Source organism: Streptomyces sp. 2A115 (assembly GCF_052245575.1).
Lineage (GTDB): Bacteria > Actinomycetota > Actinomycetes > Streptomycetales > Streptomycetaceae > Streptomyces.
Genome location: NZ_JBQQCG010000093.1, coordinates 1 through 23,245 on the forward strand (window position 1 = coordinate 1; position 23,245 = coordinate 23,245).

The 23,245-nt window shown below is 69.6% G+C and carries 20 protein-coding genes and 5 pseudogenes; 14 read left to right on the top strand and 11 right to left on the bottom strand.

What is annotated here, in order from left to right:
• Positions 1 to 1,688, bottom strand: a pseudogene (locus ACTWQR_RS46590) (hypothetical protein); the annotation flags it as partial.
• Positions 1,685 to 2,125 (bottom strand): hypothetical protein, encoded by a 441-nt coding sequence (locus ACTWQR_RS46595; protein WP_443233390.1) that lies wholly within the window; start codon positions 2,123 to 2,125, stop codon positions 1,685 to 1,687. The pseudogene ACTWQR_RS46590 and the gene ACTWQR_RS46595, both read right to left, overlap by 4 nt.
• A 147-nt stretch (positions 2,126 to 2,272) precedes the next feature.
• Between ACTWQR_RS46595 and ACTWQR_RS46600 the strand changes: the two genes are divergently transcribed.
• Positions 2,273 to 2,857, top strand: a complete 585-nt coding sequence (locus tag ACTWQR_RS46600) for a tetratricopeptide repeat protein (RefSeq protein WP_443233391.1) — start codon at positions 2,273 to 2,275, stop codon at positions 2,855 to 2,857.
• 436 nt (positions 2,858 to 3,293) lie between these two features.
• Positions 3,294 to 3,659, top strand: a complete 366-nt coding sequence (locus ACTWQR_RS46605) for a hypothetical protein (RefSeq protein ID WP_443233392.1) — start codon at positions 3,294 to 3,296, stop codon at positions 3,657 to 3,659.
• Positions 3,660 to 3,774: 115 nt separating this feature from the next.
• Here the strand turns inward: ACTWQR_RS46605 and ACTWQR_RS46610 are convergent, their stop codons facing one another.
• Positions 3,775 to 4,272, bottom strand: a complete 498-nt coding sequence (locus tag ACTWQR_RS46610) for a pentapeptide repeat-containing protein (protein WP_443233393.1) — start codon at positions 4,270 to 4,272, stop codon at positions 3,775 to 3,777.
• Positions 4,273 to 4,508: 236 nt separating this feature from the next.
• On the opposite strand from ACTWQR_RS46610, the gene ACTWQR_RS46615 reads away from it, so the two are divergent.
• The 4 genes from ACTWQR_RS46615 (at position 4,509) to ACTWQR_RS46630 (ending at position 11,412) form a co-directional block, all read left to right on the top strand.
• The gene (locus tag ACTWQR_RS46615; protein ID WP_443233394.1) at positions 4,509 to 5,372 is read left to right on the top strand and encodes a hypothetical protein; all 864 of its coding nucleotides are present in this window, start codon (positions 4,509 to 4,511) and stop codon (positions 5,370 to 5,372) included.
• Between the two features lie 2 nt (positions 5,373 to 5,374).
• Positions 5,375 to 9,139, top strand: a complete 3,765-nt coding sequence (locus tag ACTWQR_RS46620) for a hypothetical protein (RefSeq protein ID WP_443233395.1) — start codon at positions 5,375 to 5,377, stop codon at positions 9,137 to 9,139.
• Positions 9,140 to 9,741: 602 nt separating this feature from the next.
• Positions 9,742 to 10,122: a RidA family protein gene (locus tag ACTWQR_RS46625; RefSeq protein WP_443233396.1), complete on the top strand. Its 381-nt coding sequence runs from the start codon at positions 9,742 to 9,744 to the stop codon at positions 10,120 to 10,122.
• A 426-nt stretch (positions 10,123 to 10,548) separates the two neighbouring features.
• A complete protein-coding gene (locus ACTWQR_RS46630; RefSeq protein ID WP_443233397.1) occupies positions 10,549 to 11,412 on the top strand; it encodes an LLM class flavin-dependent oxidoreductase in 864 nt (287 codons plus the stop codon).
• Positions 11,413 to 11,432: 20 nt separating this feature from the next.
• On the opposite strand, the pseudogene ACTWQR_RS46635 reads toward ACTWQR_RS46630, so the two are convergent.
• Positions 11,433 to 11,720 (bottom strand): annotated as a pseudogene (locus tag ACTWQR_RS46635) (ATP-binding protein); the annotation flags it as partial.
• A 93-nt stretch (positions 11,721 to 11,813) separates the two neighbouring features.
• Between ACTWQR_RS46635 and ACTWQR_RS46640 the strand changes: the two are divergent.
• The gene (locus tag ACTWQR_RS46640; RefSeq protein ID WP_443233398.1) at positions 11,814 to 12,641 is read left to right on the top strand and encodes an SDR family oxidoreductase; all 828 of its coding nucleotides are present in this window, start codon (positions 11,814 to 11,816) and stop codon (positions 12,639 to 12,641) included.
• A gap of 69 nt (positions 12,642 to 12,710) precedes the next feature.
• Here ACTWQR_RS46640 and ACTWQR_RS46645 read toward each other — a convergent pair.
• Both ACTWQR_RS46645 and ACTWQR_RS46650 read right to left on the bottom strand, forming a co-directional pair.
• Positions 12,711 to 13,067 (bottom strand): annotated as a pseudogene (locus tag ACTWQR_RS46645) (helix-turn-helix domain-containing protein); the annotation flags it as partial.
• Positions 13,068 to 13,114: 47 nt separating this feature from the next.
• Complete coding sequence (locus tag ACTWQR_RS46650; RefSeq protein WP_443233399.1) at positions 13,115 to 13,291, bottom strand: hypothetical protein; 177 nt, start codon at positions 13,289 to 13,291, stop codon at positions 13,115 to 13,117.
• 99 nt (positions 13,292 to 13,390) lie between these two features.
• On the opposite strand from ACTWQR_RS46650, the gene ACTWQR_RS46655 reads away from it, so the two are divergent.
• Entirely contained in the window at positions 13,391 to 13,924 is a 534-nt protein-coding gene (locus ACTWQR_RS46655) for a helix-turn-helix domain-containing protein (protein WP_443233400.1), read from the top strand.
• A 62-nt stretch (positions 13,925 to 13,986) separates the two neighbouring features.
• Here the strand turns inward: ACTWQR_RS46655 and ACTWQR_RS46660 are convergent.
• From ACTWQR_RS46660 to ACTWQR_RS46670, 3 genes and pseudogenes are all read right to left on the bottom strand, one after another.
• A pseudogene (locus tag ACTWQR_RS46660) lies at positions 13,987 to 14,319 on the bottom strand (LLM class flavin-dependent oxidoreductase); the annotation flags it as partial.
• Positions 14,320 to 14,416: 97 nt separating this feature from the next.
• Complete coding sequence (locus ACTWQR_RS46665) at positions 14,417 to 15,208, bottom strand: hypothetical protein (RefSeq protein ID WP_443233401.1); 792 nt, start codon at positions 15,206 to 15,208, stop codon at positions 14,417 to 14,419.
• A 273-nt stretch (positions 15,209 to 15,481) separates the two neighbouring features.
• Complete coding sequence (locus tag ACTWQR_RS46670; RefSeq protein WP_443233402.1) at positions 15,482 to 16,063, bottom strand: helix-hairpin-helix domain-containing protein; 582 nt, start codon at positions 16,061 to 16,063, stop codon at positions 15,482 to 15,484.
• A 256-nt stretch (positions 16,064 to 16,319) separates the two neighbouring features.
• On the opposite strand from ACTWQR_RS46670, the pseudogene ACTWQR_RS46675 reads away from it, so the two are divergent.
• From ACTWQR_RS46675 to ACTWQR_RS46700, 6 genes and pseudogenes are all read left to right on the top strand, one after another.
• Positions 16,320 to 16,577, top strand: a pseudogene (locus ACTWQR_RS46675) (IS5-like element IS4811 family transposase); the annotation flags it as partial.
• A 140-nt stretch (positions 16,578 to 16,717) separates the two neighbouring features.
• Positions 16,718 to 17,122, top strand: a complete 405-nt coding sequence (locus tag ACTWQR_RS46680; RefSeq protein WP_443233403.1) for a GntR family transcriptional regulator — start codon at positions 16,718 to 16,720, stop codon at positions 17,120 to 17,122.
• Positions 17,119 to 18,015, top strand: a complete 897-nt coding sequence (locus ACTWQR_RS46685; protein WP_443233404.1) for an ABC transporter ATP-binding protein — start codon at positions 17,119 to 17,121, stop codon at positions 18,013 to 18,015. Before ACTWQR_RS46680 ends, ACTWQR_RS46685 begins: the two co-directional genes overlap by 4 nt.
• Positions 18,012 to 19,019 carry a transporter gene (locus ACTWQR_RS46690; protein WP_443233405.1) on the top strand — a complete coding sequence of 336 codons (1,008 nt, stop codon included), beginning with the start codon at positions 18,012 to 18,014 and terminating at the stop codon, positions 19,017 to 19,019. The genes ACTWQR_RS46685 and ACTWQR_RS46690 overlap by 4 nt, the downstream gene beginning before the upstream one ends.
• A 394-nt stretch (positions 19,020 to 19,413) precedes the next feature.
• Positions 19,414 to 19,659, top strand: a complete 246-nt coding sequence (locus ACTWQR_RS46695) for a hypothetical protein (protein WP_443233406.1) — start codon at positions 19,414 to 19,416, stop codon at positions 19,657 to 19,659.
• Positions 19,656 to 20,204, top strand: a complete 549-nt coding sequence (locus ACTWQR_RS46700) for a hypothetical protein (protein WP_443233407.1) — start codon at positions 19,656 to 19,658, stop codon at positions 20,202 to 20,204. The genes ACTWQR_RS46695 and ACTWQR_RS46700 overlap by 4 nt, the downstream gene beginning before the upstream one ends.
• Here ACTWQR_RS46700 and ACTWQR_RS46705 read toward each other — a convergent pair.
• Together ACTWQR_RS46705 and ACTWQR_RS46710 are read right to left on the bottom strand one after the other, a co-directional pair.
• Positions 20,201 to 21,070 (bottom strand): DUF817 domain-containing protein, encoded by an 870-nt coding sequence (locus tag ACTWQR_RS46705; RefSeq protein WP_443233408.1) that lies wholly within the window; start codon positions 21,068 to 21,070, stop codon positions 20,201 to 20,203. The two genes, ACTWQR_RS46700 and ACTWQR_RS46705, sit on opposite strands and share 4 nt — an antisense overlap.
• Positions 21,071 to 21,221: 151 nt before the next feature.
• A complete protein-coding gene (locus tag ACTWQR_RS46710; RefSeq protein ID WP_443233409.1) occupies positions 21,222 to 22,961 on the bottom strand; it encodes a hypothetical protein in 1,740 nt (579 codons plus the stop codon).
• Positions 22,962 to 23,245 lie beyond the last annotated feature (284 nt).

Below are 23,245 nucleotides of genomic sequence, written 5' to 3' on the forward strand. Positions count from 1 at the left end.
CGGTGCAGCAGACCGGCGACGTTGGTCAGGGTGCGGCCGACGTGCTCCTCGTACGTCTGCGGATCGTCGGCGGCCAGCTCCTGGAAAAGCTCGGCCCCGCGCCGCGCCGCCCGCAGCGCCTCCTCCGTGCGCCCCAGTTCGTGCAGGTCGTTGCCGTGCCCGGCGTACAGCCAGGCGCGTTCGTGCCGGTCCGGTGCCGTCGCGATCCGGGACGCGAACAGCCGGACGTTGACGGCGGCCTCTCCCACCACGAGGTTCGCGGGGGTCGGGTCCGGCACGGCGTCCACCACGTCCTCCAAGAGCGCCGTCGTGATGTCGGGCAGCTCGGCCAGAGCGGTGAGGGCAGCGCCCCCGGCGGCCACGCCGAGGCCGGGATCGGCGGCCAGCAGGGGATACAGGCAGGCGGGCCCGAGGTGCGGCCAGCGGCCCGCCGCCGCGATCAGCGTCGACACCCCCCGGGCGGGGCCGGAGCCGTGCCGCAGCACGGCGCCCGCGGTGTCCGCCGCCCACGACTGCGCCGGGTAGTCGGCCGCGTGGCCCGGCACGGTCAGCGCGATGAAGTCCTCCGCCAACCGGTCCGGATAGAGCGGCTCCAGGACTGTGCCGTCCACGCCCTCGGGCGGCGGATAGCAGACGCCGTGGTCCGCCAGCACGGTAGGCGTCGGCTGCCCGACCTCCAGCGCGTCCACCAGCAATGCTCCCTGCTCTTGCGGCTGCGCGCCGCTCAGGGATGCGGCGAAGACCACCCGGTTCATGACCGCCGGGGACAGGGTGATCCCTCCCGCGCCCCGCCGGTCGTGCAGCAGCACCCAGCCCAGGTGCTCGCGGTCGAGGAGGTAGAGGGTGAGCCCCGCCAGATCGGGCGGGGCGCGCCGGCCCGAGGCCGCGGCGTCGATGGCGACCAGGGCGGCCATGTGCACGGCGAGCACCAGCCTGAAGTCGTCGTCGGCGAGGTCGGGTTCGCCCGCCGGCGCTACGATCCCGTACCGCTCGGCGAAGGCGGCGCGTGCCGCACGGAACATCGCCCCCCGCTCGCCCTGCCCGGCCGCCGGGCCGCTCGGCTCGTCCAAAGGCCCCAGGGCATGTGTCGACACGTCGATCTGCTCACTGGCGAGCGCCCCGCGCAGCGCCGGCCACGGATCGGTGCCGCGCGCCAGCAGCAGGACGCGGGCGCGCACGTCCGGCCGGTGCAGCAGGGCGTTGCTGAACAGCCAGGTGAGGGTGGTCAGCGGCCAGCGATCCGCGTAGTCGACCAAGAGCAGCAGCCCGGCCGCACTGTCCGGCGTCAGGTCCTGGCTGCCGGGCGGCGGCAGCACGGTCCCGGGCCCCTCGACCGCGGTGACCACCTTCCAGCCCTGCCCGGACAACTCGGCGGCCAGCTGCTGGGCCAGCCGGGTCTTGCCCTGTCCGCCCGGCGCGTGCAGCCAGCGCGCCGCCCGCTGCGGACCGCCGGCGCACCAGGTGCGCAGCGCTCCCAGCTCGTCCTGGCGCCCGGTGAACGGCGCCACGGCGAACCGCGCGTGGAGCATCCGGCTGGGCTGCTGCCGCAGCCACTGCGGATCCGCCTCGGGTGCCGGCGCCCACCGCCGCAGCACGTACAACGGCGTGCCGTCGCCGAACACATGGATGTCCGCGCCGACGACACCGTAGGCGAACCCGCCCGTCGCGCTGACGTGCTGCTCGCTCACGTCGCGCGGTCACCGCGGCCGGCGCCGGGCTCCTGATGGACGATCACGTTCCCGCCCTGCGCGCCGAACGCCTGCCCGTGGTCGCGCGCCTCGACGTGCTGCACCCAGTGGCGCTGCTGGGCGGGCAGTTCGTCCTGCAGCCGCCGGGTCAGCTCCCGCACCTCGTCGGCCACCTCCGGGTGCGCGCGAAGGAACTGCTCGAGCCGCAACTGCCACGCCGGCGCCAACTGCCGGCGCGCCGCCTCCGGATCCTCCGCTTCCGATACCAGCGCGGCCTCGCTCTCCAACAGCGCGACCAGCGCATCCTGTCCGGGTGCGTCATCCCGCCCGAACAGCCGCAGCAACCCGGAGCGCGCGGCGCCCCAGGCGTCCGTCGCCATCGCGGCGACGAGCGTCGTCGAAGCGGCCGCCGCGACCGCCGCCAGGGATTCGATCATGGGTGTCCTCCCGTTGCCGTGCCCGCCCCATCGTGCCACCGCGGCCCGCGCCCGCGCCCTCCCCGATCAACGTGCCGCGGTTATATGGTGATCGGCCGCACCACCGGAACAACGACACGGCGACGACGCCGTGGGCGAGGGGGCGTCGTGTGGCGTCGCAAGGGCCCGAACCGCACCGGCCTGCGCCGGCAGCTCCGCACGGCACGCGTCCTGTTCGACACCGGCGACTTCGCCGCGGCGGAGGTGCTCCTGCGCCGCCTGCTGCCCGACTGCGAGACGGAACTGGGAGCGAACCACGAGGAGACCATCAGCCTGCTCAACCTGCTCGGCTCCACCCTCTACCAGCAACGCAAGGCGGCTGCCTCCGCACAGATCGCCCGCGAGGCCACCGACCGTGCGGCCCGCGCCTGGGGCCCCGACGACCCCGCCACCCTCGACTGCGCCCACAACCTCGGCGCGGCCCTGGCCATCCAGGGCCACGTCTCCGCGTCCGTCGCGGTTCTCGACGACACCTGGCAGCGCCGCGCCCGCCGCCTCGGAGCCGCCCACGAATCCACCCTCACCACCGCCAACACCCTCGGCGCGACCCTCTTCGCCGCAGGCCTCCGCCACGACGGCCTCACAGTCCTGCGCCGCGCCCACGCCCAGAGCGCAGGCCTGCCGGCCGGACATCCGGTGCGTGAGGACATCGCCGATAATCTGCGGATCGCGGAACGGAACGCAGGCGGCTGACCGGCGGCGGAACGGGGACGCCCCGGCAGGCCGCCCGATCCCCTCAGCCGAACTGTCCGGCGACCGCCTCCCGGATACGCCAAAAGGTTCCCCGACGCCGTACGCCTTCAACACGCCGTAGCCGCAGCCACGCCGTCCTTGGCCGGACAGAGACATCCTGGCTCTTCCCCGGCGGCCAGCCCGGCCGCCCGATCAGTGCCTGCGCCATGGGTGAACGGCTCCGCAAACCCGGCATCCGGCTCGCGGAGACCCGCTCGACCGCGCTGTTCCAGCTCGCCACCGAGCTGCCGGCCGCGGTCCTCGCCCGCACTCTCGGTATCGACATCACCGTCGCCGTCACGTGGCAGCGGGTCGCCGCCGGAGACTGGGACGCCTACGCAGCCGAAGTGAGCCGAAGGCTGTCATGTCAGAACCGACGACGAGAGAGGACATCCCAATGGGCGTTTACGTGTCGATCAGGGGGTGGCTGGAGTGCGACGAGACACAACTCGCCGCCATCCAAGAGATCATCTCCTCACACGAAGACAACCACTACACCAACGGATGGGGCTCACCGCGCCAGCACATCAACTGGACCCACTACATCTTCTACGGCGCCGACATCCGTGAGTCGGCCGTGGACCGGTTCACCGACCAGATCCGAGAGATCGCTCGGATCCCCGCTTCCGACGACGACGGAGCCCTCGTCCAGGGTCTGTTCCTGGCCAGCCACGAGGCTGACGGGACAACCGAATGGCAGGTCCGCGATGGCCAACTCTTCATCACACGGGCCGACATCAGACACCGGTACCTCGACGATTAGTACTCCAGCTGCAGATCGTGATCTTGCTGGGTGTCGCTGAGCATTTCGGGGGCCGAGGGATGGTGTTCAACCTCGGCCTGATCGGGGTTGTGATCGGTGCGCCGCCAGACAGGTCCTACTCGCTCCCGCCATGCCCGGGTGGCCACCCGATGACGCCTTCCGCTTGAACATTGTGTAGGGACGCTCCCTCAAACCGGGCCGCGGTGACGTCGGTGAGCCCGAGCGGGGGTATGCCGGTGTTCACGCTTCCGAACCTGGCGCCGGTCAGATCGGTGTCGCGCAGGTCAGCACCCCGTAGATCGCATCCGTCCAGGCTGACCTCGCGCAGTGAAGCCCCGCGCAGGTCTGCGCCGCTGAGGTCGCAGAACTTGAACCAGCACCCGTCCAGGGTGGCGTGGCGTAGATCGGCCCCGATGAACGAGGAGCGGGTGAACCGCAGCTGCGACGTGCGAGCAGAGGCAAGGTTCTGGCCGGTGAAGTCCTCACCGTTGACGGCCGCATAGCGGTGAAGCGCGGCAAGTCGTTGTCTCGCGGTCAGTGGCGTGGTCATGTGCACCAGCGTGTCAGCCGGGTCGGTGGCCGTCGCCCGGATTTCCGGCAGTTCGCCGCCCATGAGCCGATCACACAGGGCAGGGCAGGGCAGGTACGGGAACGGGCCGCATCGGCTGGGTGACCGGCGACGAGGTCTATGAATGGGGCGATCTGCGTATTGACCCCGCCTTCCAGGGACGGGCATGTTGGCCTGACCGCGTTGCCGGTACCGGCCCCGGGACAGCCCGGGCCGCCGGGACGGGGCATGCGTCCGGGCGGCCGCGTGCCGCCGTCAGAGTCCGCGGACGGAGGCGTTCCGTGTCGATCGCCCAGCACTCCATACGCGACGAGGGATCCTTCGTCAGCAGCACTCAAGGGCGCGAGGCGGCGGCCCTCTACTTCCATCAGCAGCTCGACTGCCTGGTGGACCTGGCCCACGAGGTGGCCGGTGACTTCTTCGCCCGCCCCGAGCTCTACGTAGGACTCGGCGACTCCACCGTCGACAAGCAACTCGCCAGGCTGCGCGCCCAGTACGGCACCAATGAACAGGTGCCCTCGGCGCCGCAGCGCGAGCAGATGTACACCGCTGTGTTCGGACCGCCCACCGCGGGCCGCGCCGGGGCGGGGGAGAACTTCGAGCGCGTACGCAAGGAACTGCTCGACGCCTGCACGGCTTTCGCGGAGCGGGTGTACGACACCGGCCTCGTCATGCTGCGCGACCGGATCGTCCTTGCCCACCGGCCGTTCAAGGCATATCTGCAGGGACTCCAGGGCGCATCCCTTGAGTGGAGCACCAGGGAGGCCCTGCGCGGCGAGGCACTTCAACTCGCCTACCCCATCCTGCGCAACAGTGGCGTCTGCGCGGTGTTCGGCATCTCCCGCCCCCCACAGGCGGAGTGGCCGTTTCGCGAGGACGCCAACGGCGACAAGCTCGTCGAACAGATCACCAGGCAGCTGCGCACCGCCGAGGGCAGGCCGGGCGGCATCACCCGTGAACGGTTCAGCAGCCGTCAGCGCCTGGCCCTGCGCGGTGCCGAGGCTCTGGCCACCATCCTCGACTACAACGAGGAGGAGCACGGCGACAAGGACCAGAACGTCCTCATCACCAAGTGCTACACGTGGGGTTCATCCCTGAACGCCCTGCTGGACCCGCCGGCCGCCCGCGCCCCCTTCACGGAGTGAGGATGCCCGGTCAACAGGCCCACAAGGCGCGTGGCTTCGTCGTCGACAGCTCGGGCCGCCCGGCACCGGGGATCGCCCTCACCGCGTCCGTGGAGCTGACGGACGGTCGCCGGGTGCGGCTGGGGGCGCTCGCCTCGGACAGCGCGGGCTATGTCTCCTTCGACCTCGCGGAGGCGTTCCGCCTCGAGAGGCCCGCCCGCGTCCTGATCGAGCCCCTGGGCGGCGCCGCGCCGCCCGTCACGCTGGCGATTCCCGAACAGGGCGCGGAACCGGGGCCGTTCACCGTCCAGGTCCCCGCAGCGCACGGGCCGTGCACCGGGTGCGGGGCCCAGGACTCCCGGCTGCCCGCGGTACAGAACCCGGACGCCCTGGACTGGACCCTGTCGCCAGGCTCCCTGGTCACCCCGCGCTCCGCGACGCGGCTCGGCGAGGGCGACTGCGCGGTTCCGGTGCGCTCCGTGCTGCCCGTGCGGCGGATCGGCTTCGTACAGATCGCACGTCGCCCGGTGACCGGGGACGACGGCATGCGGCCGTACGGGGACAGCCCCAAGGGCGGGCTCTCCCCGATCGACGGCGGCGGCGAACCGTCCCTGGTCATCGCGCCGTTCGCCCCGGTCACCGACCGCCCCAGGCCGCGCTGGCTGCCGTGCGACATCTATGAGTACGAGCAGTCCTGGCAGGACATCGGCGAGACCCTCGGCAGCATCCTGTCCAGCCTGCCCCTCGCGCCCTGCGAGTCCATCAACGTGGCGGTGATCGAAGCGTCCCGGCAGGACCTCGCCCGCCGCGTCGACGAGGTGGAGAGCAAGGAGGAGCTGGACCACTCGCTCTACCGGGACCGGACGATCGACGAGTCCGTGGAGGGCGTCCTGAAGGAGAAGCAGGGCGGCTGGTCGTTGATGGGCGGGCACGCCGGAAGCTACAGCGGTTCCTGGGCCAATGTGGGCACCTTCTCCGCGGTGCACAGCCTCGGCGGCGCCGTCAGCCACTCCTGGGGCAAGCGCTCCGTCACCGCGGAGACCACTCAGGAGCTGCACGACAGCACGGTTCAGGCCACCGATGTCGTACGTTCCCTGAACAGCACCGTCGTCGTACAGGCCAGCCAGGACGAGCAGCACCGTGCGGAGACCCGGAAAATCACCAACCACAACCATTGCCATGCGCTGACCGTGCAGTACTACGAGGTGCTCCGCCAGGTCCGCCTGGAGACGCGGCTGCGGCGGACCAGGCCGGGTGCGCTGGTCCCGTACAGCCTGCTGCGCTTCACCAAGTCGGCGCCGACGGTGGAACAGATCGACGACCAGATCGGACACAAGATCGACAAGGTCGACCCGCCGCCGACGGTCGATCTGCTCCTGATCAACCGGCTCCGCCCGCAGCTGCAGGGCTCGTTGCTCTCCCCGGCCCTTGACACGAACTTCGACGCCGTACGCCGGTTGCTCTTCTTCTCCCAGGTTCTCCCGCCCCAGCCGCCCGCGCTCACACCGGGTGACCACGAGGTCCAGTCGCTCTCGGTGAAGGTGAAGCGGGGCCAGTGGGGCACGGGCCCGCGGTCCGTCTCCCTGAAGATCAGGCTGAACCAGTCGGCGGGCGGCTCCAACTACCTTGCGTTTTCCGCCACTTCGGGGGTGGTTCTGAAGAATCCGAACGAGGTGATCCTGGTCGCCGGGGGCTTCGAGGGAGAGCTCGCCGATGACGACGACAGCGAGTGGCTCGGCCCCTGGACGCTGCCGGTCCGCGGGTACACGCGCAAGATGCTCGCCGAGGCCGAGTTGCACTGGACCAAGCCCTCCGGGGACCTCACCGCGGACTTCTCGCTCCGCGGCCTCGACATCCGCGCCTCGGTGCAGCAGGGCGAGGAGGTCCTCGTACAGGAGGACGTCGAGAAGTACTTCCAGCAGGAGGGTTTCCAGCCGTTCACGGTCGCGGCACCGCCGGCGCCGCCGCCCGACGCCGAGAAGGACGCGGCGGGCAAGGCGGTCGAGCGGCGGCAGACGCAGCGTGCCCAGGACGAGGCCCTGGCCTGGGAGCTGCTCACGCATCTGCATGACCACCGGGACCACTACAGCCGTGGGCTCATCGCCACGAAGGACCCCGCCTGGTTCGCGGAGGCCCTCGACGACGCGTGCGGTGCGAACACCATTCTGCGCGAGCGCATCGACGGCGTACCGGTGGCGGTCAGCGGTCAGTACCTCGTCTTTCCGCTCAACTCCGATCCGCAGCAGGCGGATTCGGGTCTCGGCTCCACCACGGCCCCCGTCAGCACCGACGTGGTCAGTCTGCCCACCCGGGGGGTGTTCGCCGAGGCCCAGCTCGGCACCTGCAACTCCTGCGAGAAGCGGGACCCCGGCCGCTACTGGAAGTGGCAGCAGTCGCCGTGCGGCGAACCGCCCGCCATCGAGGGCGTCAGCCCAGGCTTCCGCGGACAGGCCCCCCAGGTCGGCCAGCCCCAACTGCCCAGCGCCGTAGTCCAGATCACCCAGCCGCCGTCCGCCCCCGACCCCACCGGGCTCGCCACCGCGCTCACCCTGCTCGGCAAGGGCGACGCCTTCCGCGACATGTCGGGCCTGTCCGAACTCTCCGAGCTGCTGCAGGGGCTGGCGAGCGGCGCGATCGATCTGGCCAAGGCGCAGGCGCTGGGCGCCAAGGTGTCCCAGGCGCAGGCCAAGGGCGGCGGATCCGGCGGAGGCTCCTCCGCCGCGGGCGGCCGTGACCCGGCCTTCGAGCCGGACGCCGAGCGCCAGATCGACCGGCTCGACGCCCTCGACTACGCCAAGGAGAAGAACCTCATCGACGATGAGGCCGCCCGCACGGCAGCGAAGAACCTGCTGGGCGGGGCCATCGCCTCCACCGACGCGGGGTTCGTGCCGGACGCGGGCAGCCGTCTGCACTGGAACGCGTACATCTACGTCGTGGGATCCGACAAAGAGGATGAGAAGTCCGACTTCAACGTGATGGCCCGCAAGCTCACGGCCGAGACCCGGTTCGTGACGCCCTGGGTGAACGTCACCCACGACTACAAGCAGGGCACGCTGCGCAAGACCTGGAAGGCTTCCGAGCAGGCCGGGACACGAGACGAGTCCTACCCCCTGACAGAGTTCATCCTCTACGACGAGATCGCGCGCATGGCCTCCTTCGCCACGATCCGCCACCTGCATCTCATCGCCCACTCCTGGACGAAGGGCGTCGGACTGACCTACTCCGGGAAGGGCGTGGCTCTCGCGACGCGGGTGGAGGATCTGCGTGCGGCGCCCCCGGACTTTGCCGCGGCCTTCGACGCCGACTCGGTCATCAAGGTGCACGGTTGCGCGCGGGACGAGGAGGTCGCCGAGTGGATCGGCGCCTTCGCCCGGGGCGGCACGGCGAGCGGTGCCCTGAAGATCCTCGGCGGCCTCCGCAGCCTCATCAAGGACTCCTACGCGGCGACGCTCGCCGCGGTCACGGGGGTGCCGGTCTGGGCGGCCCCGCTGGGCGCTGCGGCCCTGATGCGGTGCAGCTATCTGCAGGGCGCCGGAGAGCGCGGACGGCGTTTCTGCGTCGAGACCGACCCGAACGCGGAGGTACACGGTTTCCCCAACACCCTGAAGTTCTTTGAGGCCAACTACCACCGGATCTATCCGCGCGCGGCGGGCGAGGGCATCTACGACTGCACGTACCACATGAAGTACAAGACGGCCCTCGCCCCCGAACAGCCGGGTCCGGCGGCCGCGCTCGGCAAGAGCCTGCCCCCGCGCGGCGTCTGCGGCCGCCCAGCTGTGCTCCCCTGACGGCGACGGTTTCACCAGATGAAGTGATCGTATGGATCAAAAGGCGTACCTCGGGGGATCCGGGCACGGCTCGATCCCGTTGCGCGTCCGGGGCGCCTTCGTGCGATGGCGCAGGCGACGGAGAGCGTGCACAAGATGAGCGCCACGAGGGCGCCCACGGCCATGGCCATGGCCATGGCCGGATCGTATGCGGCGGGACGCGCCGGGACAGTCGGCGAAGGACGCGCCATCGGCGTTTGCTGCGCGGGCCGTTTCGTAGTGCTCGGAGACATGTTTGGCGGCCGTTATTGGGTTGAGGTGTTCGACCGGCTCGGCGGCATAGGCGAATGCGGCCGTAAGAGTTTCGCGGAGCGTCATTTTCGCCTGTCAGACGGCAAGGCGTACGCGCCCTCACGCGAGCCCACTCCCTCGCAATCGAACACCGGGGTGACGCTCCGCGACTGCTCCCCAAGATCTGTGCCGGAGCCGAGTTCTGACAGCACTCGAGGCCTTGCGGTGGGAGGCTGAGGGCGCCCTGCGGGATGAGGGTGCGATGGCGCCACCGAAGTCCAAGGTCGATCTGTACGCGGCGAGCAGAAACCTTCCAGACAGGAGCCCATTCGATGCCCCGAGAAATCATCTCCACCCCCGAGGCGCCGCAGTACCCCAGCTACAGCCAGGCGGTCAAGGTCGGCAACACGATCTACGTCGCTGGAACAGTCGGAGTCGACGTGGCGACCGGTGAGCTCGCAGGACCCACGATCCGGGAGCAGACCCGCCAGTCGTTGCTCAACTGCCAGGCGATCCTGCGCGCCGGCGGCGCCGAGCTGAGCGACGCCGTCATGGTTCACACCCTGCTCATGCGACCCGAAGACGCCGACGGCATCATCGAGGTCTTCGACGAGTTCTTCCCCGACGTGCGGCCGCCGCGCTGCGTGAGCAAGCTAGGTGTCGACCGGCCAGGGATCCTGGTGTCGATTGCCATGGTGGCCGTCACAGACTGAGTCCCTGTCAGAAGCCTCGATCCCCAGGTGTCCGTCGATCGTGCTCAGGACCGACGATCTGTCCATCTCCCCTCTCTAGCTGAGGAGTTGCCGTACGCAATGGAGCGGTCGCAGTTTGGCCGCTCAGGTCTGGCACTGCGCCGTGCCGGCGGTAGACCACCCGCTCCAGGCGGCACCGTCGGCACGGGCGTGTACACGAATCTCGACCCTCACGGGCTCACACACCCGGGTTGAGCTTCCCACCTCCGTGGGCTCGACGGTCCCACCTGCAGGGACAGCGGAGCCCGATGGGGCGGCCCTGCTGTCGGTCGGGCCTCGGGTCGGCATCCCGGTGGAGTGCGTGTAGTGCTGCGTCTTCGGGTCCCTCTCGTGAGCCTGGATCCGAATCCGATTGCTCCTTCGCGGCCAGTTGCGCATCCTGCTGGGATGCGCTTCTCCATCAACATCCCCAACTTCGGTGACTTCGCCGACCCTCGTAACGTCGCGACTGTGGCGGCTGCCGCCGAACAGGCCGGCTGGGACGGACTCTTCGTCTGGGACCACGTACTGCACCGACAACACCAGGGGCGCCCCTTCGGAGACCCCTGGATGCTGCTGATCGCGGCCGCGCTGGCGACCTCGCGGATCCGGCTGGGCACCTTACTGACGCCGGTCCCCCGTTATCGTCCGCAGCAACTTGCCCGCCAAGTGGCCACTCTGGACAATCTCAGCGGCGGCCGGGTGATCTTCGCAGCCGGCCTGGGCGGGCCGGTCGAGGACGAGTACCGCAGCTTCGGCGACACCGCTGAGCCACAGCTCCTCGCCGAGCGGCTGGACGAGGGGCTGGAGCTGTTGAGGCGCTGGTGGTCCGGCGAGCCGGTGGACCACCATGGCCGCCACTATGAGGTCCGGGACGTGACGCTGCTGCCCGCAACCGTGCAGCGGCCTGGTCCGCCGGTGTGGATCGGCGGGTTCTGGCCGCGTCGCCCGCCGATGCGGCGGGCAGCGCGGTGGGACGGGGCGGTGCCTCTCTTCGAGACGGCCCGGCATGGGCATGTGCCCGATGTGGCAGAGGTTCGGGATCTTGCCGGTTATGTGCGCCAGCACCGTATGGGCGGGGCCGAGCGGCCTTTCGAGCTCGTGCTCGGCGGTGCCACACCCTCGGATGCCGTGAAGGCCAAGGACGTGATCGGTCCGCTGCGTGACGCCGGCGCCACTTGGTGGGACGAGCGGCAGGTCCAGACCGGCCCCGATCTGGACCGCCTGCCCCCGGTAATGCGCCGGATCGAGGCGGGGCCGCCGGTGATCTGATCAGCTTTCGAGGGTGTGCCGGGTTTGTCGTTGGGATTCTTCGGTCGCTTGTTGGGCCGGTAGCTGGGGCCGTTCATGATGACCTGGTGGCTGGCGTTGATCAGCCGGTCCAGCAGCGACTCGGCGACGACGGGGTTGAGGAAGAGGGGATACCAGTCGCCGGGTGCCCGGTTGCTGGTGGTGATCAGGGACCGGCCCTGTCGCTCGCCGACGAGTTCGTAGAGGTCGTCGGCCTGGGGTGCGGTCAGCTGGCGCATCGCGAAGTCGTCGAGGATGAGCACGTCGGGACGGATGAGTTCGCATCGCCTCGGCACGCCGCAGACTGTGAGGCCGTGCGCGCATCGATGCATTCTCCCAGGCCGGACGGCGTCCTCCGGTCGGCAGCCGCTACTGTCCAGCGCATGGCCTTGAGGAGTGCACGTCCCCTGGACGTCGGTTCGGCCCATGTGATCGTGACCGGCGGATCGAGCGGCATCGGCCTGGCCACGGCCCGGCTGCTGACCGAGCGGGGCGCGAAGGTGTCCCTGATCGCGCGGGGACGGGAGCGTCTGGAGGCAGCGGGGAAGGAGCTGTCGGCCGCCGCGCGGGCGGCCGACGTCGCCGATCAGGCGGCGCTCACCCGTGCCATCGCCGAACTCGAGGAGGAACGGAGACAGCCCTGCGACATCCTGATCACCTCGGCGGGGCTCGCTCGCCCGGGGTACTTCCTGGAGCTGGCGGACGAGGTCTTCCGAGAGATGATCGAGGTCGACTACTTCGGGACGCTGTACGCCCTGCGGGCCGTGGTGCCCGGCATGGTGGAGCGCGGGCGGGGCAGCGTCGTCGCGGTGTCGTCGGCCGCCGGGCTGATCGGGATCTTCGGCTACAGCGCGTACGGGCCGGCCAAGTTCGCCGTACGCGGGCTGATGGAGTCGGTACGGGCCGAGCTGACGCCGCGCGGAGTGCACGTCGGTGTCGTCTTCCCGCCGGACGTGGACACCCCGCAGCTTGCCGAGGAGAACCAGTGGAAGCCGGCGGAGACCCGGGCAGTCGGCGGCACGATCAAACCGCTGACCGCGGAGAAGGTCGCGGCGGCGATCGTGACAGGCATCGACCGCCGGCGGTTCGTGATCTGCCCAGACACGGGCACACGGGCGCTGGCGCGGTTCGGCAGTGTCCTGATGCCGCTGCTCAACCGTGAGTTCGACCGCAGAGTGAGGTCGATCGCCAGGGCCGCCAAGAGAGCGTGACCCATGCCGTCGAGGCGTTGACCGCACGGGGACACGAAAGGACCGTGGTGGGCTTGGGGCGGCGTTCGGCCAGGAGATGTGGAACCGGCGGCCGATCAGGGTCGCGACCCGGGCGCCGGTCCATACCTGGTCCCGGTCCCAGCCGTGTGCAGCCGGGCCCTGCTCCAGCGTGGCGGCCAGCTTCTCGCGCGGAGCCAGACCCAGCTCGCACCGCTGTCCGCCCCGCCCGGTGGAGGCCAGGGCCGCAGTGCCGCCGACGATCCACTTCCGCCGCCACCGGTAGGCCGACTTCGATGTCGCCCGCAACCGCCGAGCCACCTCGGGCGCACTGACCCCGGCCGCAAACATCTCGGCCGCCTGCACACGCAGTGCCTCGCGCCGCGCGCGTACCTCGGCGTTCATCCCGCCGCCGTCTGCGTACCTCATACCTCCCGGTCTACCGCCGTCTCCGGAAGATGCCAACCGCGCCAAGCTCAGAGACGCTGGAACAGCTCCGGGGCACCGAGGTCGTAGATCTCTGGCCCCAGCTCCGCCAGCACCGCGCGAAGCTCTGGGTACATGCGGGCGCGGCCTGCTCGTTCACGACGGGAATGCAGCGCGGCGAGCAGCCCCGCGGTCCCTCCCGACAGGCCCGTGATGCCGCCCGTCACAGCCACCCATACCTGCCAGGTCCCCACAGCCGCCCTCGACTCATTCCGCCACCGCGTCCGTTTCGAGCGGCTAGTAGCGTGTCGCTGCTTAGTTGTGGCATGTCTGGTTGGGAGGTTGGTGTCTGGCAGATTCCTTCCCCTCTGTCAGACGGGATTGTTGTCATGGGTTCGCAGAAGAAGCGGCCGGTGAGGTTGACCTCGCAGGATCGCGAGGAGTTGGTGCGGGTGACCGCGACGGGTGTCCGCCCGGCCTCGATGATCATGCGTGCACGGGTGCTGCTTGCGCTGGATACCTCGGTGGGTGAGGTGGATTCCAAGGAGGTGATCGCGGCCCGGCTCGGAGTCTCCGGCGAGACGTTGCGACTGGTTGCCAAGCGTTTCGCCGAGACCGGCGGCGATGCCCACGCCACGATCACGCGGAAGAAGCGCGACCTCCCGCCGGTGCCCTCGCCGGTGACCGGTGAGGTCGAAGCCCGACTGATCGCAATGGCGTGCTCACAGCCACCCCAGGGCTATGCACGGTGGTCCCTGCGGCTGCTGGAGAAGCACGTCGCGCTGGTCGAGGACATCCCCAGTCTGGACCACTCCACCATCGGGCGGGTCCTAAAAAAACGGAACTGCGTCCTCACCTGAAGAAGTGCTGGACCATCCCGCCACGTGCGAACGCGCAGTTCGCGGCCGTGCACGGCCTTGGCCAGGTGGTCGCCGAAGCGGGCCTGCTCGTCACGTTCGCCGCCGGTCACCACGTTGAGGAGCAGCCGGCCGCCGGACAGCCGCTGGAAGGTGCTGGCCTGCTGCGCGGCGAGGGTTGGGGAGATGAAGCCGGGCCGGAAGGCGACCAGGAACTTCAGCCGCTCGGTCTCCTGCGCGAGCCCGGCGCAGGTCAGCCAGGCGTCCTCGCACCAGGTGCCGGTCAGGGTGAGCACGGCGTCGAAACCGGCCTCTTCGCCGGCCCTCGCGATCTGCGTCATGTAGCGACGGCGCACGGCGGCGCCGTCCCGTGTCATCACGCTCCTCATCGCGTCGATGAGCTGGGCGTTCCTGCCGGGCGGCGGACATGTCCGGAGCACAGCAGCACCGCGTCACAGGCGGTTTCCTCGTGCGTGCGGTGGCCGCGCAGCACGCTCACTCCGAGCGGGCCCGGGTGCCCTCCGGGCCCGACCTGTCCGGGAGGTCCAAGAGGAAAACCGTCAGCCAGTCGGCGTCCGACGCGTGGTAGCCCAGGCCGACCAGGGCGTCGGCCGCGGCGCGCATGTGCTCGGCGCCATAGACGACGCCGATGGTGAAGGAACCGGTCCTGTCCGCAGAACCGCGGTGGAAATCCATCAGCGCCCGCACGAGCAGCCGGTCGCGGCGCCGCATCACCAGATCCTCGAGGCCCGGCAAGAAGTCCGCTGTCGCCTCCTCGGCCTCACTCAGCAGGTCCTCGGTGGCCAGATGCCGGGCGAGGTAGCGGCGAGTGCCGAACAGCCGCATACCCGCCGTGACGGCCGGCACCATCGCGGCCAGCATCACCCGTTCCTTCAACGGCAGCCGCCGGAAACCCTCCTCGAACTCCTCCCCGCCCATGTCGGGGCACACCACGGGGATGCCAAGCGTGTCGAAGTCGATGTCCTGCACGACGAGCCCCAGCCGCTCGTGCCCGTCCAACCGGGCGTACGAGGCCACGAGCGCGTCCGCGCTGACCGAACCCTTGCCGACGCCCTCCGCGATCATCAGATCGCAGCTGCGGCGCAGCCGGACCGTCACCTCCTGGTAGAAGTCCGCCTCGCCGAGGTGGATCATCGGGAAGAGCAGGAACTCGAGCCCCGTCCCCGGCTTGCGAAACCGTATGACCGCCGAGCGCACCCCCGCCAACTCGGTCACCTCGATGAACTGCATACGGCCCCCGTCCCCGCCCCATCGCGCAAGCAGCACGGGACGGCAATGCTGACCGTACCCGCACTCCCGCGCCCCCGTTGCGGGCTCACAAACAGACCTGCTGACGTCAGGACGCCCCGAAGACGCTCTACCGAACGAGTCTCCGTGCTGCGGCACCGGGAGCACGTGGCAGAGATTCCGCTCACCGGCCGAAGTGGCGGCGAGCTGTTGGTGCAGGCATGGTCATGGCCTCCGCCTTGTGCACGATGAGGTTGGTCGCGCCGTGCGAGCGCTCAACATGCCCGTCGAGCAGCACGGCGGGGGCCTCGATCAGGGTGCGTCCGTAGTGGTCCCAGACGGGGGCGCGAAGACCAGGTTGACCATGCCGGTTTCGTCTTCGATCGCGCCGAAGGCGACGCCGCGTGCGGTGGGCGGGCGCTGCAGGTACTTGGCGAGTCCGCCGACCCGGACCCGGGTCTGGTCGGCCATGCCGCGTACCGCGGCCGCGGGCAGGGCGCCGCAGTGTTCCAGGTGGGCGCGGATGTGTACGACTGGGTGGGTGGTGGCGCTGGCCCCCGTGCTGGCCAGGTCTGCCACGGTCTGTTCGGCCGGGGTCATGGCGGGCAGGTCGGGGGCGGGCGCGAGGGCGCCGAGCCCCGGCAGGTAGGGCTGGTGGCTGCGGGGGAAGGCGCAGGCCGTCCACAGAGCGGTGCGGCGGTGTTCGCCGAAGCCGTCGAACGCCCCGGCCGTGGCAAGGCGTTCCATCAGCCGCGCGGGCAGTCGCGTGCGGCGGGCCACGTCCTCCAGGTCCTTAAACGGCCGCTCGGTGCGGGCATCGACGATCACGCGGACGGCGTCCTGGCCGAGACCGGTGACGCTGGTCAGGCCGCGCCGAATGGCGGGCTGCCCCAACCGCCTTGGTCTTCGTCAACCCGGCGCCCACCACCCCTGTGGTGCCGCCGCACCGGCTAAGGCCCGGCGTACGCCCGGAGGATGTCTCCCTTTTCGGTCATATGCGGTGGGAGTTGGCGCACTTTGAACACAAGGACACCACCGTCAGCAAAGCGTTCCTGTGGTCGAACTTCCCGGTGGCGCTGCGGGACTCCTTCATGCGGATCGCCTGAGCGCTGATCAACATTCCCACCCCCGACGTGCTGCACGAGCGCCCTGGGCCAAGACCCACCTCGACATCACCATCAAGACCGTCCGCCGCCCGCCGGACGCGATGGGCTTCGTCGTCCTCCCGCGCAGGTGGGTGGTCGAACGCTCCTGGTCGCGGATCATGCGGGCCAGACGGCACTGCCGGGACCACGAACGGCTCCCCGAGATGAGCGAATCGTTGATCACCTGGGCCGCGATCACGCTGATGACCAGGCGCCTCACCCGCCGCAAAGCCCAGCCCGCCGCCCGCCGCGACGTCACCCCGGACTACCTGGCGCAGGCGGCCTGACAGCCGGTCCCGGGCTCCGATCCACTCCCGTGCCGTTACATCGGTTCCGGCCGACCTCGGTTTGCTCGTTGACCGAACACCACACTAGGAGGCTAAAGTACTAGGCATCTAGATAAATGGAGGAACTGGTGATTGAGTTCCACCTGAGCGACCGGTCCGGCGCGTCCCCGTACCAGCAACTGGTCCAGCAGGTACGCCACGCGCTGCGGCTGGGTCTGCTGGAGGAGGGGGACCGGCTCCCCACGGTCAAGGAGGTGGCCCGGCAGGTGGCGGTCAATCCGAATACCGTACTCAAGGCGTACCGAGAGCTGGAGCACGAGGGATTGGTGGCCGCCCGGCCGGGGGTGGGGACGTTCGTGACCCGGACCCTGGCCGACGCCTCACTCGCCGCCCATGGCCCGCTCCAAAAGGACCTGCGGCGCTGGCTGGCCAAGGCCCGCCTGGCCGGCCTCGACGAGGAGTCGATCGAGGCCCTGTTCATGACCACCTTTCGGACCGCCGCTGGAGAGGACGTAGCGTGAGCGCCGTCTTACGGGCCCAGGCCCTGGGTAAGAGATACAAGCAGCGCTGGGCGCTGCAGAACTGCGACCTGGACGTGCCCGCCGGGCGGGTCGTCGGCCTGGTCGGACCCAACGGGGCAGGCAAATCCACCCTGTTGAACCTCGCCTCCGGCATGCTGACGCCGACCACCGGAACGATCGAGGTGTGCGGCGGCCGTCCCGCCACCGGCCCCGCGCAGCTGGCCAAGGTCGGCTTCGTCGCCCAGGACACCCCGACCTATGCCGCCCTGAGCATCGCCGACCATCTACGGATGGGCGCCCGCCTCAACCCCGGCTGGGACGATGCCCTGGCCCACGAGCGGATCCGGCGGCTCGGCCTGGACCTCAAACAAAGGGCCGGGAGGCTGTCCGGCGGCCAGCGCGCGCAGCTCGCTCTCACCCTGGGCATCGCCAAACGGCCCGAGCTGCTCATCCTGGATGAGCCGGTCGCGGCCCTGGACCCGCTCGCCCGGCGGGAGTTCATGCAGGACCTGATGGAGGCCGTAGCCGAGCACGAGCTGAGCGTCGTGCTCTCCTCCCACCTGGTCTCCGACGTGGAGCGGGCCTGCGACTACGTCATCGTCCTGGTCGACTCCCGGGTGCAGGTGGCCGGCGACATCGACGACCTGGTCGCCTGCCACCACCGGCTCACCGGACCGCGCCGGGACCCGGACACGCTCCCGGCCGGACAGCACGTCATCACCGCCAGCCACACCGACCGGCAGACCACCCTGCTGGTGCGCACCGACACCGCGGTCCACGATCCGTCCTGGAGCGTCAGCCCGCTCGGTCTGGAAGACATCGTTCTGGCCTACATGACCCGGCCCGCCGATGCGGTACGCGACACCCGGCCCGCACTGGAGGTCCTTCGATGATCTGGCTGACCTGGCGCCAGTTCCGCACCCAGGCCGCCGTGGTGTTCGCCGCCGTGGCTGCCCTCGCCGCCGCCCTCGCGGTCACCGGCCCGCAGCTGGCCGACCTCTACCGAACTGCCGGCAGCAGCCTGGTGGACCAGGTCTCCAGCTCGGACCAGAGCGTCTACTACGCCGGACTGCTGGTCGTGCTTGCCGTACCAGCAGTCATCGGGATGTTCTGGGGCGCTCCGCTGATCTCCCGTGAACTGGAGACCGGCAGCCACTACCTCGCGTGGAACCAGGGCGTCACCCGCACCCGCTGGCTGGCGATCAAGCTGGGCTTTGGTGCGGCGGCCGCCATGACCGCTGCCGGGCTGACCAGCCTCGCGGTGAGCTGGTGGAGCAGCCCCATCGACCGGGCTGTCAACGGTGGTGGCGCGACGGACACGTACTTCCCGCGGCTCGATCCCGTGGCCTTCGCCGCACGGGGTGTCGTCCCCATGGCCCTTGCGGCCTTCGCCTTCGTCCTGGGCGTCGCCCTCGGCTTGGTCATCCGCCGCACCCTGCCCGCGATGGCCACCACGTTCGTCGTCTACGCCGCCGTCCAGATCTCCGTGCCGTTGTGGCTTCGGCCCTATCTGGCTGCCACGGACCGGATCACCGTGCCGATCGAGCCCGACGGCGCCCCCATCAGCATCCAGGAGGGCGCCAAACAGATCGTCACGCACCCCGAAGTGCCCGGGGCTTGGGTCACCTCCCAACAGACGTTGAACGCCGACGGTCAGCCGGTCCCCGTGCCGTCGTCCTTCGCCGACTGCCTGCGCACCGACTCGGGCCCGCCCACCCTGCAGCAATTCGACCGCTGCCTCGCCGACCTCGGCGCCCTGGGCTACAAACAACAGGTGACCTACCATCCCGCCGGTAACTTCTGGGCCCTTCAATGGACCGAGACCGGGCTTTACCTCGGCCTCGCCCTGGCCCTGACCGGGTTCTGCGCCTGGTGGATCCGCCGCCGACTGACCTGACCAGGCGGCAGGTCCGGAGCGCGACGCTGGACCGCTGAAGCAGGGGCGAGGGGTAGCCGGGATCCGGATCCGGCTGCCCCTCGCTGTGTTTCACAGCGTCGCGTGTCATCGCAGACGAGGACGCCAGTCTTGGCATGACTGGTTCAGACACAGGCACTGACACGGGTCTGGGCCTATGCACCCTTCCTCCTGCCCGGGGACCGGCTGGTGATGCCCCCGTGGGAAGACCCTGGCACCACCATCATCGACTTCCTCGGCGACGACTTCCGCACCGAGTCCGGCGAGAACAAGGAGGTGGTTATCCACCCGGCCACCATGTCGCCTCTGTTGCTGTGGGCAACGCGCCTCGTACTCGACCTCGCGCCGGACATCATCAGCGCCTACCGGACGTGGCGTGCGCTGCATTCAAACGTCCGCTCTCACGGCGTCCGCGGTGGGCAAGGGCATCGTCCGCGCCCATCTGGAGCACCTGAAGGCGACCGGCGGCAGCCTGCCCGGCTACATCGGCAAGCCCGGCACGTCCCTCGCGCCGTACCCGCCGCGGCGACGGCTCGAGCTGTGCCATATCAGCAGGGAGGAGGCCATCCGGAAGCATGAGGCCGCGCCTGGCCCGGCTATGAACGACAGGGACATCCCATGACCGCGGGAGCACAGCCGCCGACACGGGACGGTGCGCAGGAGGTCGGCGGTCTCGAGGAGACAGCGGTGCCGGCCGCCGCGGGAATCGCCGCAACGGTCGGTCGCGTCTTCGCGATGGCCGCCGATGCGGCATCCCCCACGCGTCCCGGTGACACCGCCGAGATCCAGGCGATCACCGACGCCATGGTCCGACTCCTGATCGGAACCCCGCTGCACTCCGACGGGCAGTTGACCATCAAGTCCCTGGCCGAGGAAGCCGGCCTGAAACGCAACAAGCTCACCCACAAGCACACCGGCCTGAAGGACCTGTTCTATGCCCTGGTGCGGATGCAGGACTACCGGCCGAAGGCCCTCGACGGCCTCGAGCGGCAGAACGACGAGCTGAAGAAGAAGCTCTCGGACCTGCGCGACGAGCACGACCAACTACGCACGGACGTCAAGCAGCTGGTTCGGGTGATCCACGTACTGAAAGTCGAGAACCGGCAGTTGAGACAGTCGGCTGGACACGACGGCGTCGTCCGGGTGCTACCCGTTCAGCGCCGTTAAGGCGAAGCTCCGTTCCGGCGAACCCGCTGGACAACGCTGACGCGCGAGGGCCGTCCTCTGGACTGACTCCGTCTGCGCGGGCACTCTTTCGACCTGGGGGCGTCCCGACCGGCCCCGCAGATGACGAACGTGACGCTGATCAGCAAGGCCCAGGAAACCCACTTGGACACCGAGACCGGCTCCCAGCCATGAATCTGGGACGGGTACCTCCAGGCCCCGAGATAGGTGGCGACGTTCTCGGCCAGCCACAGGAAGAAGCCGATCAGGGCGAAGGACAGCGCCAGTGGCATCCGGTGCCGCCGTTCACCGATCGTGTAGGACACCCACGTCCCTGTCGTCACCACCAGCAGCAGCCCACCGAGCGGCCAGCGCAGGTCCGGCAGCCAGTGATGACTGAGGAAGTTGACGTACAGACCGACGGACAGCGCGGCGGTACTACGAGCCCGGTAGCCGCTCAGCGTCAGATCGAGCAACCGCCAGGACCGGCAGACATAGCTGCCGACCGCTGCATACAGGAACCCCCCGTACAGCGGCACACCCGCGATCTTGGCCAGTCCCGGCTCGGGATAGCTCCACGAGCCCACATGCACCTTCACCAGTTCGAACGCGAGCCCCAGGAGGTGGCAGACGGCCACGACCGCCACCTCCCGCCGGGTCTCCCACCCCAGCAGCAAGCCCACGGCGGAGAGCAGCACTCCGTACGCCAGCAGCAGGTCATAGCGCGCCACAGGCAACGGCGGGAGCAGTTTCGAGGCCGCCATCCCGCCCAACAGCGCGACCGCGAACGCGCAGCAGCGCGCCTGTAACCACGCGAACCGGACCATCTGCCGGCTGATCATTCCGGCGCCGTACATGATCGTGTGCATGTTCAGGTAGAGCGGTCTGTAGCGAGAAGGGTTACGGCCCTTTGCCTTTCCTGCACCTTCTGCCTTCCACACCTCCCAGTTGGCCTTGAGAAGCTCAACGGAAAAATCGCAGCTGGAGCCCCGGCTGCGCGTACAGGTCCGAGGCCACGTTTCATTCGCCGAGAGGGGGGCGCGGCTCACGTTCAAAGCGGGTCCACCAGGAGGTGGGCGGTCGGCCAGAAGCGGCTGCTTTCCTGCGCCGGTGTCTGACGACGAGCAAAACTACGCCGGCGACGGCCGCGATTCCCGCGCCGGTGGCCCAGCCGCTGACGCCATCGTCCTTGGGCTCGGGCAGAGCGCAGGAGAAGCCACCGTTTTCCGCCACCCGGACGCGAGCCTTGTCGTTGCCCGGCTGGGGGTCCTTGACAGTCCTTGTGCCCGAGACCGCCACACAGCCGGAACGGCTGTCCTTGCTCGTGATGCGCAACTCGAACTCGTAGAAGACTTTTTGGCCGATCCTTTCGGCGAAGTCGGCGAGCTGGATGCAGGTGTAGCTGCGGCCTTTGTGGCCCGGCACGCACACGTTCTCCTCGGCATCGGGATCGTACGGTGCCTGGGTCACCTCGGTACCGGGCGGGGCGATGAACTCGATGGAGGGCCATCCCAACCGAGCCGGACCGTTGTTGCGGTAGCCGATGCGGATGCGGTGCCTGCTGCCCACCTCGCCGCGCACCGATGCACCGAACACCTCGACATCGGCGGTGGTGCGGACCGGCACCCGTGTGATCGTCGGCTCCCGGTCCGTGGTGAACGTCCTGCCCTTGCCGTCGGCCGGGTCCCGGGTGAGGGACAGGGGCGCCGCATTCCCCGGCGTGAGACCGGGATCGGGGTTTTCCACGCAGCATGCGCCGCTCGATCCCCTCCCGGCGGTGTGGAAGGGCCATGCCCCATAGGACAGGAATTCGCCCGACGCGTCGCGGCCGGGCTTCACGCGCAGTGCGGGGGTCACCCGCCACGTCTCACCGGGAGCGATGACGGCGTCGGGCAGCATGCATTGGACGGCGCGGCCGGTCTCGTCGTCCCTGGGGTATCGGCAGTTGCTGTGCTGGACGGCCGTGGACAGATCCTCGGTGTCGTCGAAGCGCACGACGACGCCACGGGCGGGAACATCACCGGTGTTGCGGATGAGGATGGGCACGTTCGTCGTCTGCCCGACCGGCAGGTCGCCGGAGATGGGGCTCTTGCTCACCCGCAGTTCGGGCCACCCGGCGATCATCGTCACGCTGCCCCGGACGGCGGGCAGGCCCTCCGGCTTGAGGGCGTAGTGCAGGATGCCGGTGTCCCCGGCCTGCGCCCCCTCTGCGGGGCGGAAATTCAGCAGCTCCTCGGTGTCGGAGTTCAGCCGCACGGAACAGGTGAACGACGGCGTCCCTGTCGTGCAGTGGTTCACCTGTTGGCTGTCCGGTGCGAGGACCGCGACGTTGTCGATTCCCGACGCGTCCACCGTGAGTTCGGCATCCCGTGATGGTCCGTTGTGTGCGAAGGACAGGGGCAGCCACATGTCGGGCCCCGTCTTCTTCGTCAAGTGCAGCGGCATGTAGAAAAACTTCTGCGTGGTGTCACGAGGACCGTTCTCCGCCGCCGCAGCGTGCTGTCCCACACCGGTGAGCGCGACCACCAAGACCAGGACGGCGGCCAACACACACCGGACGACGACTGCGTGCCGACGCTCCCGCAGGGTGACCATCGCCGCAGTATGCCGCACCGCCCGTTGTGCCAGGGGGGTGCCTGAGGATCCGCCGGGCACGGCAGGCGCCCCCTCCGTCTGCCGGCTGTTCATTCCGGCGTTGTACATGATCCTGTGCATGTTCAGGTAGAGCGGTCTGGCAGCGGGAAGGGTTGCGGCCTTCACTTCTCCTGCACCTTCTGCCCCTCCGTTTCTCCCTCCCGCCGCGCGGTACCTGCCATCAGCGGTCTCGTCAGCGACTGCCCGCAGTTCCGAGGATGGTTTTGTGCTGGTGTCTCCGGTGGAGCCGATGCCGGCCCGGGCAGTCCCCCGCCCGCCCGGACCCCGCGCGCTTCCCGGGGGCACCATGTTCGAACCGAAATACGACGGTTCTCCAGACGCTTGAAGTTGTCTCATCCGAGTGACAGCTCGGCGTCTCTCAGTACGCCTCCGATCGAGCACTCCCCCAC

What these genes read in the sequence shown, in the direction of transcription:
- ACTWQR_RS46640 (WP_443233398.1), top strand. Translation starts at nt 11,814, where the DNA reads ATGGCCTTGAGGAGTGCACGTCCCCTGGACGTCGGTTCGGCCCATGTG.
- ACTWQR_RS46620 (WP_443233395.1), top strand. Translation starts at nt 5,375, where the DNA reads ATGCCCGGTCAACAGGCCCACAAGGCGCGTGGCTTCGTCGTCGACAGC.
- ACTWQR_RS46630 (WP_443233397.1), top strand. Translation starts at nt 10,549, where the DNA reads ATGCGCTTCTCCATCAACATCCCCAACTTCGGTGACTTCGCCGACCCT.
- ACTWQR_RS46690 (WP_443233405.1), top strand. Translation starts at nt 18,012, where the DNA reads ATGATCTGGCTGACCTGGCGCCAGTTCCGCACCCAGGCCGCCGTGGTG.
- ACTWQR_RS46595 (WP_443233390.1), bottom strand. Translation starts at nt 2,125, where the DNA reads ATGATCGAATCCCTGGCGGCGGTCGCGGCGGCCGCTTCGACGACGCTC.
- ACTWQR_RS46605 (WP_443233392.1), top strand. Translation starts at nt 3,294, where the DNA reads ATGGGCGTTTACGTGTCGATCAGGGGGTGGCTGGAGTGCGACGAGACA.
- ACTWQR_RS46655 (WP_443233400.1), top strand. Translation starts at nt 13,391, where the DNA reads ATGTCTGGTTGGGAGGTTGGTGTCTGGCAGATTCCTTCCCCTCTGTCA.
- ACTWQR_RS46705 (WP_443233408.1), bottom strand. Translation starts at nt 21,070, where the DNA reads ATGCACACGATCATGTACGGCGCCGGAATGATCAGCCGGCAGATGGTC.
- ACTWQR_RS46680 (WP_443233403.1), top strand. Translation starts at nt 16,718, where the DNA reads ATGGAGGAACTGGTGATTGAGTTCCACCTGAGCGACCGGTCCGGCGCG.
- ACTWQR_RS46625 (WP_443233396.1), top strand. Translation starts at nt 9,742, where the DNA reads ATGCCCCGAGAAATCATCTCCACCCCCGAGGCGCCGCAGTACCCCAGC.
- ACTWQR_RS46610 (WP_443233393.1), bottom strand. Translation starts at nt 4,272, where the DNA reads ATGGGCGGCGAACTGCCGGAAATCCGGGCGACGGCCACCGACCCGGCT.
- ACTWQR_RS46700 (WP_443233407.1), top strand. Translation starts at nt 19,656, where the DNA reads ATGACCGCGGGAGCACAGCCGCCGACACGGGACGGTGCGCAGGAGGTC.